Raw genomic sequence first — 15,043 nt, 5'->3', positions numbered from 1 at the left:
ATCGTGCGCCCAATGCGCAAGAAGAAACGCAATCTGCCGGTGTCGGGTCGTCGCTGACGAGGCTTTTTGCGCCCTGTCGGAAATAATGTGATGGCATCACACAAGGTATCACGCCACCCAAAACAAATGTCGCCCCATCACACGAAGATGACCGCCGTTTCCCAGATGACTCAAATTCCGCCTAGGCGCATTTAACGCTCGGTTTGGGATCAGAAGCACGATAACTGGTCGAAGTCGACCTTCTAGCGCGCCTCTGAGACAGCCCGTGACACCCCGAAAACGCCCATCCGACGCGGGTTTGGCCACCAGCGACCCCATTGCTCCCTAACCGTGCCCGCCCAAACCAGCTAAAATGCCGGTCTATCAACTTTCTGTGAAGCGTCTTTCACCGCGCACAAATCAAAAAAGCCAGACCCAAAACAACGGTCTGACCCCGACACAAACGGCCACCTAGTGTGTAATGGCATCACTTTGCTTCCCTACCAAGCGCGAGACTCACCGCGCACTTCGCCGTATTTTTCCTTAATCGACCACGATCAACTGGCGTATCTCCCGGTAGGCACTTGGCAGCGCGGCGACCACGAACCCGGGCTCGAGCATGTTGATCGCCTTGCCGTCCGGGCGCGTGACCTGGAGGCCGAAATGCGCGCCGATCGCCATCCCCGCCGCCACGTCCCATGGCTGGAGGTAGGAGATGTAGCCGATCTGCTGGCCTTCGATGATCGCCTTGAACTCCATGCCGGCGCTGCCCGTGATACGCGTGCCGGAGCTTGCCTCGTTGATCGCCTGCACGTTTAGCTTATTGTGAATCAGCAACGGGCCGCTGGCGCCCATCAGTCCGTCTTTCAGCTCGTGATCCTTGGGCAGCGGCAGGCGGCGACCATTGCGTTTCGGTGCCACGGTCGGTCCACCAGTCAGGACCTCATTGCGCATGACGTCGAGAATCGCCCCGAACCGCGGCGCGCCATTTTCATAGACACCGATCATCACGGCAAAATTCGCATGTTGCTTGACGAAATTCATCGTGCCATCGATCGGGTCGAGGAAAAACACGATGCCAGCCAGGTCGTGGACTTTGTCACCGGTGCCCTCTTCGCCTTCAATGCGCGCGTCGGGATAAGCGGCCAGAATCTTGCCGGTCAAAAATCGCTGGTTGGCTTTATCGACATTGGTGACCAGATCGTTGCGACCAGATTTCACGTCCACATGCAGCGGGGTGTTCATGGCGTCCAAAATGCGGACCCGCGACTCGCCCAGCCAAGCCATCAATTCATTTTCCAGTCGTTTCAGATCAAGCATCATGTCACCCCACTTTTACTTTGATATGTTTCTCCGACCCATTTTTCGCCAGCTGGACGACCGCGTAAAGCGAGTAACCGGATGCCGCCTCGAATTGTTTATCGAGCTGCTTTTCCGTGCTCTTGTCCGGCACCACGGTTTTGAAGCCGCGATACGCCGCCAGCAAATTGTTGCGGTCGGCGCCTTTTTCATAGGCATCTTCAACCAGGGAATAAAATGTGGTGACTTTGACCATTTCGTCGGTGGTCCAGTCGATGTCCAGTGGGTATTGATAATTAGGCTTCATTTGAATCTCCTTTTTCGATCGCGGTGAGCTGCTCGGACACCGCGGCCAGCACCTCTGACAGCGCCGCTTCCTCGGCTTCCGAACCCAGCAGGTCACTGAGCCGGCGCACCCCATCGGCATCGCAGACTAAGGGCCGAGCCGCGGCCACTGGCTCGTCACTATTTTCCGGCACGGCCATCAGCGAGGTCAACAGCGACTCGCCGGCAAAAGCAGCCAACACGCGCTCGACCAACAGAGGCCGCACCGCGGCTTGGTCGGCTTTGGCAAAGGCATCGCAGGCGGTTTGGACCTCTGCCATCAACGGGCTTTGGGTGCCGTCCGCATTCCGCAGCAAACTCAAGACCGGCGTCGCCCCGACATAGGCGCGGCTCCACATCAGGACAAAATCCGTCGCGGTGCCGACTGCATAGGCGGTCACGCTGGTGCGCGGCACCGCAAGCGAGGTCGCGACTGTGTTTTCAAACGTCCGGGTCAAGCCGAATGTGCCGAGCCCCACCACCGCTTTTTTCGCCAGGCCCGAGAAGCGCTGGGCAAAATAGGTCAGGATCTCATCCTGAGGCGCAGCGATGAGAATTTTCCCCGTAAAGCCCTTGTCCATCGCCTCGTTGATCACTTGGCGCATGCCGGCAAGCTGTGTCGCCAGCCAATCTGCGTTTTCGGCAACCGGATATGCCGTGATGATGAGAACCGCCACTTGCGGCCAAGCCTTCGCGGATAAAGGCACAACGGTATTGGTCGTCACGGCAGCCGCGGCGGCCAGCGCCTCTTCCGGATGCGACACGGCGATCGCCAAAGACACGCGACTTGTCAGTAAGGACTGCGCAAGTGCGGTCACGTTTTCTGGCGCCCCGCTGATCACGATCTGTTGCATGGCACATACCTCCCCCAAACTCTTAACATAATTTTACCTATTTAATTGTAGGAAGACAAAAAAATGCGACATTTCGCGTGAAATGTCGCACAACTGTAATACTGCGGTCAAATATTCACTGGCATGCCGAGCGCGAGTTCCGCGTCGTCCATGATCGCCTCACCCAACGTTGGATGCGGGTGAATGGTCAAGGCCAGGTCTTCAGCGGACAGGCCGCTTTCAACGGCGACGGTCAGCTCGGAGATCAGATCCGAGGCGCCGGGGCCCGCGACTTGGGCGCCGATCACGGTGCCGTCCGCGTTGGTCACGAGGCGCACGAACCCATCTGTTTGCGCCAAACTGATGGCGCGGCCGTTTGCGGCGAATGGGAACTTCGCAGCCTTGGCGTCGATGCCCTTGTCCTTGGCCTCTTTCAGGGTCAGACCGGTCGTTGCGAGTTCCGGATCCGTGAAGCACACAGCCGGCATCGCCTTGTAATCGACCGCACTGGCCTTGCCACTAATGGCCTCAGCCGCGATCTTACCTTCGTAACTCGCCTTGTGGGCAAGCGCCGCGCCGGCCACCACATCCCCGATCGCGAAGATCGTCGGGATGTTGGTACGGCCCTGTTGATCGACTTCGATCAAGCCGCGGTCCGTGGTCTTCACGCCCACGATGTCCAGGCCCATATCCGCCGTGTTGGGGCGCCGGCCAACGGTGACCATCACATAATCGGCGTCGATCGTTTGGTCCTTGCCGTCTGCGGTGTAAGTCACCTTCACGCCATTTTTGGTCTCCTCAGCATTTTTCGCCATCGCCTTGGTGATGACGGTCACGCCGCGATCTGAAAATGACTTGAGGACCAATTGCACCATGTCTTTTTCAAAATTCGGCAGGATGGAATCAGTGCCTTCCAGAATCGTGACATGGGCGCCGAGATTCGCATACGCGCTGGCAAGCTCGGAGCCGACATAACCGCCGCCGATGACCACAAATTCTTTCGGCACTTCCGGCAGGCTGAGGCCGCCTGTGGAATCCACGATGCGGTTGCCAAACTTGAAGCCAGGAATCTCGATTGGATGGCTCCCAGTGGCGATGATCAGATGCTTGAAGGTATACGTTTGCGCGGAGTCTTTTTGCATCACGCGCAGGCTGTGATCATCCTTCAAAAAGGCGGTGCCCCAGACCGTGTCGATCTTGTGCTTTTTAAACAGCATCGATACGCCGCCGGTCAAGCGCTCCACGACCTTGTGCTGTTTCCAGTCCTGGGTGGTCGCCCAGTCCAGTGTCGCGCCTTTGCTTTGGACGCCAAAGACGCTGCCACCTTTTGCCTCCTGCAGCGCGTGGCCGGCATTGATCAGCGCCTTGGACGGAATGCAGCCGACGTTCAAGCAGACCCCGCCGATGAAGGTATTTTCAATGACCGTCACCTTCTGGCCCATTTGCGCCGCCCGAATCGCCGCGACGTATCCGCCGGGGCCGGAGCCAATCACAACTGTGTCCAGATCGATCGCAAAATCACCTACTACCATAGTCTCACCCTTCCATTAGCAGCAGATCAGGATCTGCCAGCAGTGTCTTCAGTTCATTCAGCGCCCGTTGTGCCAGGGCCCCATCGATCAGGCGGTGGTCATAGCTCATCGAGAGCTTGAGCATGTTACCGACCACGATTTCGCCGTCCTCGTTGACGTAAGGCTCCTTGGCGATCTTGCCGACCCCTAGGATCGCGACTTCCGGCTGGTTGATGACTGGGGTGAACCAGCCCCCACCGATCGAGCCGACATTGGAGATCGTCATCGATCCGCCTGTCATTTCCTTGGCCGAAAGTTTGCTGTCCTGCGCCTTTTGCGCGTTGTCCGAGATCTCCTTGGCGATCTCAAACATCGACTTGGCATTGGCATCCTTGATCACGGGCACGTACAAACCGTGCGGGGTATCCGTGGCGATGCCGATGTTGAAGTAATGCTTATAAACGATCTCGTCGGTGCTGTTATCGATCGAGGCGTTTAGTTCTGGGAAGTCGCGCAAAACAGTGACGAGCGCCTTGACCACGTACGGCAAGAAGGTCAGCTTGATGCCTTTGGCTGCAGCCACTTCCTTGTAACGCTTGCGGTGCGCCATGAGCTTGGAGACTTCCACATCATCAAAGCTCGTGACATGCGGACTGGTGGCCTTACTGTTGAGCATGGCCTTGGCGATTGCCTTGCGCGTCGGGCTCATCTTTTCGCGCGTCTCAAGGGCGGCGACGCTGGCATCCGGCACATAAGGCTTGACCGCCGTGGCTTTCGGCGCAGCAGGCGTAGCGGCTGTGGTGGCCGGAGTTTGGGTTGCGGCGGCCGGGGCGGCGACGGCTGCAGTTTGCGGCTGGACGCCGCCTGCCTTGGCCGCGTCCACATCTTGGCGCGTGATGCGGCCGCGTTTGCCACTGCCGCTGACCTGCGAGATGTCCACGCCTTGTTCGCGCGCATATTGACGCACGGATGGCATGGCCAGAATCTCCCGGTTTGGATCGGCGACAGCTGGAATCGCCGTTGTCGGCTGAGCACCGGCTGGGGCTTGGGCCGAGCTGGGGTTCCCAGCGGCCGCGGGTGTCGGTGCGGCGTCCGGGGCTGCACTTGCCGCACTGTTATGGCCAGGCGCATCCAATTCGATCAGGACTTGGCCCACCGTCGCTGTTTCGCCCTCTTGCACCAAAATATGCAAAACGGTGCCATCGACCGGCGATGGAATCTCTTCAACGGATTTGTCGTTTTGCACTTCCAGCAAGGTGTCGTCTTCTTTGATGGCGTCGCCTTCCTTGACGTGCCACTTCACGATTTCACCTTCCGCGATGCCTTCGCCGATATCCGGCAGTTTGAACTGATAAACACCGCCGGCTGCGGGGCTTGGCGCAGAGGCAGGCGTCGCGGCAGGTGTTGGGGTCGCCGGTTTGATCGATTCGACCGCCGCCGCATTTTGCACAGGGCCACTGCCGTCATCGATCTCGACGAGGCTTTGGCCGACCGTCGCCGTTTCGCCTTCCTGAACTAGGATCTTCGTGACCTTCCCAGTAACAGGCGATGGAATCTCTTCGACCGACTTATCGTTTTGCACTTCCAGTAAAGTATCGTCTTCCTTGATCTCGTCGCCTGGCTGAACGTGCCACTTGACGATCTCACCTTCCGCGATGCCTTCACCAATGTCTGGTAGTTTGAATTCGTAAGCCATACTTTGGCATCCTTTCTATTGATCGATTCGCAGATTAAAAATCGAGGGTCGCTTTGACTTTTTCCTCAATGTCCTTCGCATTTGGCAGCCAGATGCTTTCGGCCTCGCCAAATGGGAATGGCGTGTCCGGCGCCGCCACGCGACCGATCGGGGCCTCAAGTGACAAAATGGCGCGCTCGGAGATCTCACTGATCACGCTGCTGGCGACACCGCCCATGCGCTGGGCCTCCTGAACAACGACGGCGCGGTGCGTCTTTTCAACGGAGGCGATGATCGTCTCCACATCAAGCGGCGCGATTGTGCGCAGATCGATGACCTCGGCGGAAATATTTTCCTTGGCCAAGTCATCGGCGGCCTTGAGCGCCTCACGAACCATCGCCCCATACGTGATGATGGAGACATCGCTGCCTTCGCGACTCACCGCGGCCTTGTCCAGCGGCACCTCGTAACTTTCATCCGGCACCTCACCGCGGAACGACCGGTACAGTTTCATGTGTTCCAAAAACAGGACCGGGTCATTGCTGCGAATCGAGGCGATCAACAGGCCTTTTGCATCATACGGATTGCTCGGCACGACCACGCGCATCCCAGGAAACTGGGCAACGAGGCCTTCAAAATTATCCGAGTGCATTTCCGGGGTGTGGACGCCCCCACCAAACGGCGCGCGAATGGTGATCGGCATATTGCGCGTGTTACCCATGCGGTAGCGCATACGCGACATTTGCCCGCCGATGCTGTCCATCACTTCAAAAATGAAGCCGTAGAACTGAATCTCCGGAATTGGCCGCCAGCCTGTGAGCGCAAGACCGATCGAGAGGCCCCCGATGCCAGACTCCGCCAGTGGCGTATCGAACACGCGGTCTTCCCCGTGTTTTGCCTGTAAGCCATCGGTGGCGCGGAATACCCCGCCGTTTTTCCCGACGTCCTCGCCAAATACCAGCGTCTTCGGGTCGGCTGCAAGTTCCAGATCAAGGGCGTTGGTGATCGCCTGAATCATTGTTTTTTGAGCCATCCTACTTCGCCTCCTTCGCTTGATACTGCGCGAGCTGTTCGGCCACGTTTTGCGGCTGAACCTCGTAGGTGTCTTTCAGGAACCGCGAGACCGTCTGCTTACCGACTTGATCCGCCTGGGTGATCGCGGCCTTAATCTCATCCTTGGTCTTTTCGATCAACGCGTCTTCTTGCTCCTGGGACCAAAGCCCCTTGTCGGTCAAAAAGTTGCGCATCCGGACGAGCGGATCGCGTTTTTGCCAAAGGTCATCGGTCTCCTTGCTCCGGTAGCGGGTCGGATCATCACCCGACAACGTGTGCGGGCCGTAACGATAGGTCAACGTCTCGATCAAAACAGGGCCGTTGCCCGCGGCGGCATACGCGCGCGCCTCTTTCATGACTTCATAAACTGCCAGCGCGTCCATCCCATCGACTTGAATGCCTGGGATGCCGGCTGCGACGGCTTTTTGCGCCAAGGTCTTGGCCGCGGTCTGTTTTTCACGCGGCACGGAGATCGCAAAGCCGTTGTTTTGCACCACGAAGATCGCCGGGGCCTTGAACGCCCCTGCAAAGTTGACGCCTTCGTAAAAATCACCCTGGGACGTCCCACCATCACCGGTGTAAGTCCACGCCACCTCATCGCTGCCATTTTTCTTCAGGCCAAGCGCGATGCCGGCGGTCTGCACATATTGCGCGCCGATGATGATCTGGGGCGGCAGTGCGTGCAGGTCCTCGGGATATTCGTTACCCACAACATGCCCACGCGACCACAGAAACGCCTTGTAAAGCGGCAGGCCATACTGGATCAGCTCGGGCACATCACGATACCCGGGCAAGAGCCAGTCTGTTTTCTTCATCGCAAAGGTGGTGGCGAGCTGCGACGCCTCTTCCCCGGCTGTCGGGGCGTAAAAGCCAAGGCGCCCCTGCCGATTAAGGGCGGTCGAGCGCTGATCGAGCACGCGCGACCAAACCATCTGGGACATCAGGGCAACCAGTTCGTCATCTGTTAGGGTCGGCATGATATCGCCATTGACGACCTGCCCGACCTCATCGAGGATCTGAATCATTGGAAAATCCGCTGTTTGACCCGATACCAACTGATCAAAATCAACTGCTGGATGTAATGCCATCTTCAGGACTCCTTTTGTTGGGCTGTGTTTAAATTCGGTTTGAACTGTATCAATTCAAACCTCTACAATAAGACTCTACCATCATGGCGAAACCATTGCAAGCGCTTTACATTGCGGTTATCGTAAAATAAAACCCGTCGTATCAACCGTGAACCTTTTCACGGAAAACCTGATACAGCACAAAATCAAAAATGGTACAAAAAAATAGCACTGTCCTTCACAAGGACAGTGCTTATTGGTTTTTGAATCAGCCCAAGGCCCACGAGACTGGGTCCTGGTTGTAACGGAATGCGGCTTCTTTCAACTGATGCCGCGTGTGACCAACCAGGGTCATGTTTGCCATGAAGGCAGCGAGTGCAGTCATTGCACCCTTTCCATTTGTGTTCTTTGTCACTTGCACCTGGATGCGCTTAAGGCCGATTGATACAGCCTGCACACCCGCGTTCAGCGCCCGGCCGACGAGCGCCAAAATCAGCTGCGCCAGTGCCTTAACTGAAACGCGGCGGTTGTCCGTGGTGCCCAGCAGCGTGTCTGCCATTTGGGCGGCGAAAACGTCGCACCCAGTGGCGGACACTTCCAGCTGCCCGTCAGCCAGCGCGATCGCGCCTGCCGGCAAAACAGTGGCGTTGCCATCAACCATCGTCAGCAGCTTCAGCCAGACGTTACGCCGAACGGCCATGTCGCCAAGACCATCGACCGGCAACACATCGCCTGCCGTGATCTGCAGCACGTCACCGACAACCAGTTCCTGAACCGTGATCGCCCGAAGCAGGCCGTCCCGCACAACTAAAACGGTGCGATCCGTTTGCTTGAGTCCCGCGAACCAACGGGTAAATGCCACATGGGACGCACCCATGCCGATCAGAACCATCATCACCAGAGCCAACGCGACCAATGGCTGGTCGAAAAGCCCCATGCAGATCAGCCCGATGCCCAGTCCCATCATCAGGATGGAGCGGCGCTGCTGCTGCAGGGTGATCGCTGTGTTGGCTTGGCGCAAGTCGTACTTTGCTTTTTGAACCTGATAACGCGTCAGGCCACTTTGTACTTGCATCAACATCGTGATCTCCTCTCTTCCCCGGAGAGGTTTGCGATGCGCCTATTACTTATTTGAAGTGAATTTCACTTGAAGTGGCGGCACAATAACAAACCTTCGGGGATCGCCATTGTCGCTACTATTACCATCAATCGCATTTGTCATTCTACCCACCACCTTTCATTCACTTTCCGGAGGCACGTTTTCGTTGCTGGCGCTAGCTTCCAACAAAAAAACGCGCACACCAATTGAGTATGCACGCGATACTTGCATCCCAATCGTTTAGTTTTAGCACTATACGCCTAGAAGTGAACTTCAGCGGCATTAGCACAAGCCTTTATGGGCAAGCGCTGCTGACTCATTGGCATCTCTGGATGTTTCTGAGCAGTCGCATTGTTCGTATAGGAGCCTCACCTAACGGAAAGCACTGGATTTAATTTCAACTAACATATTATCAGTGAATGCACGCAATGTCAAGGATGAGTCCTTTCCGCTTTGGTGAAAAATCCTGTGTCTGTGTCAACCCACGGGGGTGCTCCGGGCAGAAATTGGCTGGAGCCCACCCGGGCGTTTGCGCCAATTTACGAGTCTGTTTTCGTTAAAACCGCATGGGAAACTGGTTTGACAAGCCTCATTGTTGCGCGCATCATTTACATTAGTATTCTCACAAGGAGGCTGCTTATGCGCCATCAACTCAGCTTTGAGATCTCTCGGCTGATCCATTCGAAAACCACCCGCGTCCTGGCCCTGATATTGGTATTGCTCCCGAGCCTATTTTGGTTCTGGGCCCGCTATCAAAACGTCGACAACGCGCGGACAGCTGCCTCGCATGCGGAAGTGTCGATCAACGCCAACCTCAGTCGCTACAACGACCAGACAATGAAGTTGCCTGAAAACAAGGCGATGTACAACAACCTGATCGCCCAGTGGAACGCCGCGACTGGCATCCCCACCGGCATTCAGTTTGGGGCCGCGGATATTTTGACCGAAAGCACTTTGGAGCTGGCCGAGTTGCAACAAAAGGCGTATTCGCTGAATCGAAGCGGCACCGAGGATCTGGTGCTCCCAAGCAAAATTCAGTTGGCCGATACGCTGCTGGTCACGCGCACTGTCCTGAAACAGCATAAACACCTTCAAACCAGCGTTCAGGACGCATCGAGCCTGCTCAAGACCGCGATGAAATACGGTGGCTCGATTCTTTTCTTCCTTATATTACTGTTTGCGATGACACTTGGCATGGACCGCTGGCGGCACCCGAGTTTGTTGCGCGATCTGCCAGTGCCCCCGCTGAACCGCCTACTGGGAAAATTGCTCGGCATGCTGCTGGTCGTGCTCGTGCCGCTGACGACCGGGCTGGGGCTGGCGACGTTGTGGATCGGCCTCGTCGATGGGTTCGGCGATCTCACCTACCCGCTGACGTTTAACGTTGGCCACCTCACCACCCTGCCGCTGATCGGCTACCTCGCACTCTTTTTGCTGGCGGCCGCGGTGCTGACGATCTTCACCGCGCTGCTGGCGATGCTGCTCAACCGCCTCACGAAAAGCGTTTATCTCACGCTGTTCATCGGCCTGCTTGGCGGCGCGATCGGCCAGCTCTGGACGCCTGGAAAATTGGGCGCCTGGTTGCCATTTTCGGCGCTTGATCTGACCAAACTCTTGGCGCAGCCCACCGCAACAGCCGGCGTGCCGTGGTGGGGCAGCTTGCTCATCCTGCTTGGTTGGAGCCTGGTGATGACCCTCATCGTTGGAAGGGAGGACAGTGATCAATGACATTTCGTGCCTATTTTTCCCTGCAGTGGCAACGATTGTGGCATGCGCCAAAAACGATCGCGCTGACCGTCATTGCGCTGGTCGCCTCGCTATTTTTCGCCATTCATGTGGCGCCGCAGTTTGTGCCGACCCAGGCGGTGGATTCGGCGGCCATTCAGACTAGCAAGCAAAAACATATGCTCTACATTGATCATTACAAGGAAAACGTGACCACCAAGCCGATGTATGCGGCCCTGATGAGCGGCCCGGCCAAAACCTATGAGGCCTTTGTCAAACAGGAAAATGCCTCGCTGCAGGCGATCAAGGCCGGCGACTTTGCCAAATACGCTGGGGCGCAGCAAAAATGGCTCGCGCTGCTCGACCAGGAGATCTGGGTGATCGGTGACGACCGCTCCTACTCCTATCCGCCAGTGTATTATGCGGACGGCGTCGATTTTCCAAAAATTCCGGGGCACTACTGGAACAACGAGACCCAGGCCCGCTTCAAGGTGCTGGCGACGCGCAAGCACGTGAGCAAGGCGGAGGTCGAAACGCGCACCGCAACGCAAACGCTGCAGCGCGGGCTGACCAGTGGCCTTGCGTTGTTGTTGCTGGCGTTTCTGGTCCTGCTGGGCAATGACGTGATCAGCCGCGATCATCGGCATCATACCGTGTTGGCCGCGATTCCGCTGACGGCCGGCCAAGCCCTAATGGCCAAGGCGTTGGTACTTTTGGCAAGTTATCTGCTGATCGTGCTGTCGTGCGGGCCGATCTGCTTTGGCATCATCGCCGCGCGCGATGGCACAGGCTGGCAAACCCCACTCGCGATTTTCACCGGCACCCACACCGTCAGCATGCGCACCAGCAACATCTTCACCACGATGCCGGGGTGGCAGTTCACGCTTGAAGCGCTCGTCTTGTTGGTCGTGGCCGCGTGGCTGTTCATTCGGCTGATCGAATTACTCGGCGCGTTCAGCCGCAGCGAATATGTGGCGCTGGCCGGGGGCTTAGGCTTACTGGTCATCGAGCAGGCGTATTGGCAACAAGACATTGGCGCCATCCACCACTGGCTGGCGTGGCTGCCGACCGGATTTTTCGACTTCGGCGCGATCTTGTCCGGCTACCAGAATTTCCGGTATGGCACCGAGAATTTCACCTTTGGCACTGCGCTTTTGATGCTGGTGGCATGCTGGCTTGTCGTCGAAGTGCTGCTGTTTGCCCTGACCCACCGCAAGAATTACCAGCTGGTCCGCTGAGGAGGCGTGGAAAAATATGCTGACATTAAATGATATCTCGCTGGATTTTCCAACAAAAAAACAAGTGATCGATCATCTGTCGCTGGCGCTTGACGGCGGCCAAATCGTCGGCCTGGTCGCCCCCAACGGTACCGGGAAGACGACGCTGCTACGCGTGATCTTGAATGAGCTACAGCCCAAAGAAGGTAGCGTCACGATCGACGGGCTGCAATACACCAGCCAGGCCAACGCGCGCCGCATCCATCGCAAGCTCTGCTCGTTTCCGGTGCAAGATGACCTGTTCAACGACCTCTCCGGCCTCGCCCATCTGCGCTACTACTGCGATTCTTGGGGCGCCGACCGAGCCAAGTTGCCCGCGTTGATCGAGGAGCTCCAAATGACGAATTATGTAAAAAACCCGGTGCACACCTATTCACTTGGGATGCGCCAACGGCTGTGTTTTGCCATGGTCGTCGCGTCGGATGCGCCGATCATGTTGCTGGATGAATTGATGAACGGCCTGGATCCCGTGAATGTCGAGCTGGTCTCCAAGGTCCTCCTGCGGCTCAAGGGCCAGGACAAGCTGTTGCTGATGGTGTCGCATCTGTTGCCAAACTTGGAAGCTTACGCCGATCAAGTGCTGTTCATGCAAGATGGCCGCTTTGCGCTGACTGTTTTGCCTAAGGACGCCCGGCCCCAGTTTCTGCGCGTGGCCACCGGCGTGCTCGACGAGGCCAATGAAGCGAAGTTGCGGGCACTCGGCGCAACTGAGATCGGCGGCGCGCTGTTCATCGACAGTGCGCGCGTAGACGAAGCCGCCCCCTTGTTGAAAAAGGCGGACGGGTCGCTGTTGCCATTTGCAATCGGCCCGCAGTCGCTGGTCGACCACTACCATGTTGTCTACGGCGAAGGTTGAGGCCGCGTTCAGTCTCGATTTTTCCTGACAGTCCCCTGCGAGCTGACGCTGATCGATTCTCGCAGCTGCCTGCGAGCTGACGCTATTTTTCGTGACACCATGACCAAATTGCCCGGCGCGCGCGGACGTGTTAGTGTAATATAGATGTGAATGTATTTTGTCCAAATGGAGGTCACAGTTGTGTATTTAATGAAAGATATCACCCGCGACGGCGATCCGGTGCTTCGCCAGGAAGCCAAGACTGTCACGTTCCCGCTGTCCGAAGAAGACAAGCAGCTCGCCCATGACTTGATGGAATATCTGATCATCAGCCAGGACGAGGCGGAAAATGAAAAATACAAGTTGCGTCCAGGCGTCGGGCTGGCCGCACCACAAGTCGGCGTGTCGGAAATGATGGCCGCTGTGCTGGTGCCGGGCCCGAATGACGAGATTCTGTTCAAAGAAGTGCTCATCAACCCACGCATCGTTTCTCACAGTGTGCAAGACGCCGCGCTTTCTGAAGGCGAAGGCTGCCTGAGTGTCGATAAGGACGTGCAAGGCTACGTGCCGCGCCACGACCGCATCACCCTCACCTACCAAAATGTCGATGGCGAAAAGAAAAAGGTGCGCCTCAAGAATTATCCGGCGATCGTTTGCCAGCATGAGATCGATCACCTCCATGGCATCCTATTTTACGACCACATCAACAAAGAAAAACCGTTCACCCTCGACCCAAACGCCGTGGTGATCGAATAACTGACTATTTTGACTCGGGCAGCTGGCGTGGCGACCCGGGTCTTTTTTGGCCACTTTTTTGCGCCGCGCCGCTGGACTTTTCCGTCTTCTCCGTTATAATTTAGGTGTACCTAAACAAAGCTGCGAACCAACGATCGAAGGAGGATCTATATGCTGAGTTTGAAATCTGTGACCTCGATGCCTGATCGTCAGGCGTGTCTTGATGTTTACCGGCAATCACTGGACTACTATCAGGCGGCCAACCTGCCCTTTCCTGATCGGAGCACCGTGCAGTCAGATCGCACCACCGCACCGGACGGAATCCTGCCCAGTCGGATGCAATACCAATTGATCATGCTGGACAACAAACCAGTCGGCGTGGTGAAAGTCGTTCGCGACTACCCCGTGCCTCATGCCGTCACCTTGTCCCTGTTATTGATCAAACAGCACTATCGGCGGCAGGGCATCGGCAGCGCCATCGTCCATCAACTGGCCTCGCACTATTCCGAAAATGGGTATGCGGAACTCCAAGCGACCGTCCTTGCCCCGACAGAGGCGCGGCTGGCTTTCTGGCGCAGTCAAGGCTTCGACATCCTGGATGCACGTCGCCTGATGTTGGCATCCGGCGACATCCGATCCCAGGTGCTGCTGGTGCGGCCATTGTCGGACCTAGTGACTGTTTGAGAGTTTGATTTATTATAAATAGGCCGGCCGAGATATTGTCTCAGCCAGCCTTTTTTTGGGTCGCATTAATGGGGTGTGATACGGACACATTATTCTTGGGGACACCTCCGATTTTAGTCCAACAAAAACGGCCGCCACATTTCTGTGACGACCGCTCTGACTGAATCTATTCGACTAATCGAACAAGCGTCTGAAGCACCTGCTCGGCCAACCATACATGCACCAATCGTGACGACACTCGACGTTTGACTTGAACGCCCGTTTAGCGAGCCACCCGAGTCAAAGCGGCGAGTGGCGACCGGCGCAGCGCAAGACTCAGATCATGACTTGGTAAATTGCACGTGGTGACCACCCCCTTTACTTTAAGATGGGGTCATTTTGCCACACTTTTTAGAAAAATGCAAGCGCTAACAATCGACGACTATTCCTGGTTCACACGCTCGACATCCTCGACGTATTCGATCGTGGCCGCGTTGGTCACAAAGGCGACGTCAAAGTGGATTTCGCCTGAACGGACCCAAAAATCACTGACAACGAAGGCCGGGAACCGCGGATCGGACGACACGATAGTTTCATCGGCGGCCAGCTGGGCAAGCTCCTGATCGAGCAGTTTGCGGCTGACGCCAAAATCCGGGGTGGGCGCCGCATATTCAAACGCCATGATGCCATGGCCCCAGACATCCGCAACCGGGGTGCCAGCTAGGGGCTCGGGCGTCTCCCATTTCAAGGCGACCAGCATCCGTTGCACGATGTGGTCAGAAAGTTGGCGACTGCGAAGCAGGAAAATTCGCATCGCGCGTTTGCGGTTTGCGACTCGCCACCAAACAAACCCGCCGACTGCCAGAACAATGATGATCAAAACCACCAACCAAACCATCTGGTCACCTCCTTTGTCTTCAGTATACGCACCCCTAGAAGTGAAAGGCAATCAGTCGAACTGCCGATTT

At 56.8% G+C, this 15,043-nt stretch carries 14 protein-coding genes and 1 riboswitch; of the genes, 5 read left to right on the top strand and 9 right to left on the bottom strand.

Annotation, left to right across the window (positions count from 1 at the left end):
* Nucleotides 1–522: 522 nt before the first annotated feature.
* From JUE67_RS10635 to JUE67_RS10600, 8 genes are all read right to left on the bottom strand, one after another.
* Entirely contained in the window at nt 523–1,302 is a 780-nt protein-coding gene (locus tag JUE67_RS10635) for an inositol monophosphatase family protein (protein WP_203627784.1), read from the bottom strand.
* Nucleotide 1,303: 1 nt separating this feature from the next.
* Nucleotides 1,304–1,585: a UPF0223 family protein gene (locus tag JUE67_RS10630; RefSeq protein ID WP_203627786.1), complete on the bottom strand. Its 282-nt coding sequence runs from the start codon at nt 1,583–1,585 to the stop codon at nt 1,304–1,306.
* Entirely contained in the window at nt 1,575–2,456 is an 882-nt protein-coding gene (locus JUE67_RS10625) for a Rossmann-fold NAD(P)-binding domain-containing protein (RefSeq protein ID WP_203627788.1), read from the bottom strand. Before JUE67_RS10625 ends, JUE67_RS10630 begins: the two co-directional genes overlap by 11 nt.
* A 107-nt stretch (nt 2,457–2,563) precedes the next feature.
* A complete protein-coding gene (gene lpdA, locus JUE67_RS10620; protein ID WP_203627790.1) occupies nt 2,564–3,967 on the bottom strand; it encodes a dihydrolipoyl dehydrogenase in 1,404 nt (467 codons plus the stop codon).
* A gap of 4 nt (nt 3,968–3,971) precedes the next feature.
* On the bottom strand, nt 3,972–5,642 hold the full coding sequence (locus JUE67_RS10615) for a dihydrolipoyllysine-residue acetyltransferase (RefSeq protein WP_203627792.1): 1,671 nt from the start codon (nt 5,640–5,642) through the stop codon (nt 3,972–3,974).
* Nucleotides 5,643–5,676: 34 nt separating this feature from the next.
* Entirely contained in the window at nt 5,677–6,654 is a 978-nt protein-coding gene (locus tag JUE67_RS10610; RefSeq protein ID WP_125696216.1) for an alpha-ketoacid dehydrogenase subunit beta, read from the bottom strand.
* A 1-nt stretch (nt 6,655) separates the two neighbouring features.
* Nucleotides 6,656–7,762, bottom strand: coding sequence for a pyruvate dehydrogenase (acetyl-transferring) E1 component subunit alpha (gene pdhA, locus JUE67_RS10605; protein WP_203637151.1), 1,107 nt, complete (start codon nt 7,760–7,762; stop codon nt 6,656–6,658).
* A gap of 247 nt (nt 7,763–8,009) precedes the next feature.
* The gene (locus tag JUE67_RS10600; RefSeq protein ID WP_203627796.1) at nt 8,010–8,822 is read right to left on the bottom strand and encodes a P-type ATPase actuator domain-containing protein; all 813 of its coding nucleotides are present in this window, start codon (nt 8,820–8,822) and stop codon (nt 8,010–8,012) included.
* 242 nt (nt 8,823–9,064) lie between these two features.
* Nucleotides 9,065–9,227, bottom strand: a riboswitch (M-box (ykoK) riboswitch).
* A 252-nt stretch (nt 9,228–9,479) separates the two neighbouring features.
* Here JUE67_RS10600 and JUE67_RS10595 point away from each other — a divergent pair.
* The 5 genes from JUE67_RS10595 (at nt 9,480) to JUE67_RS10575 (ending at nt 14,096) form a co-directional block, all read left to right on the top strand.
* Nucleotides 9,480–10,568: a hypothetical protein gene (locus JUE67_RS10595; RefSeq protein ID WP_203627798.1), complete on the top strand. Its 1,089-nt coding sequence runs from the start codon at nt 9,480–9,482 to the stop codon at nt 10,566–10,568.
* The gene (locus tag JUE67_RS10590) at nt 10,565–11,803 is read left to right on the top strand and encodes a hypothetical protein (protein WP_203627800.1); all 1,239 of its coding nucleotides are present in this window, start codon (nt 10,565–10,567) and stop codon (nt 11,801–11,803) included. Before JUE67_RS10595 ends, JUE67_RS10590 begins: the two co-directional genes overlap by 4 nt.
* Nucleotides 11,804–11,819: 16 nt before the next feature.
* Nucleotides 11,820–12,698, top strand: a complete 879-nt coding sequence (locus JUE67_RS10585) for an ATP-binding cassette domain-containing protein (RefSeq protein WP_203627802.1) — start codon at nt 11,820–11,822, stop codon at nt 12,696–12,698.
* Nucleotides 12,699–12,878: 180 nt separating this feature from the next.
* The gene (gene def / locus JUE67_RS10580; RefSeq protein ID WP_125696222.1) at nt 12,879–13,433 is read left to right on the top strand and encodes a peptide deformylase; all 555 of its coding nucleotides are present in this window, start codon (nt 12,879–12,881) and stop codon (nt 13,431–13,433) included.
* 150 nt (nt 13,434–13,583) lie between these two features.
* Nucleotides 13,584–14,096, top strand: coding sequence for a GNAT family N-acetyltransferase (locus tag JUE67_RS10575; RefSeq protein ID WP_203627804.1), 513 nt, complete (start codon nt 13,584–13,586; stop codon nt 14,094–14,096).
* Between the two features lie 421 nt (nt 14,097–14,517).
* On the opposite strand, the gene JUE67_RS10570 is transcribed toward JUE67_RS10575, so the two are convergent.
* Complete coding sequence (locus JUE67_RS10570) at nt 14,518–14,973, bottom strand: hypothetical protein (protein WP_203627806.1); 456 nt, start codon at nt 14,971–14,973, stop codon at nt 14,518–14,520.
* Between the last annotated feature and the right edge of the window lie 70 nt (nt 14,974–15,043).

It is taken from the genome of Lacticaseibacillus mingshuiensis (genome assembly GCF_016861785.1).
GTDB classification, from domain to species: Bacteria; Bacillota; Bacilli; order Lactobacillales; family Lactobacillaceae; genus Lacticaseibacillus; species Lacticaseibacillus mingshuiensis.
The sequence above is the reverse complement of the archived record's forward strand: the minus strand, read 5'-3'. Positions and strand labels throughout refer to the sequence as shown.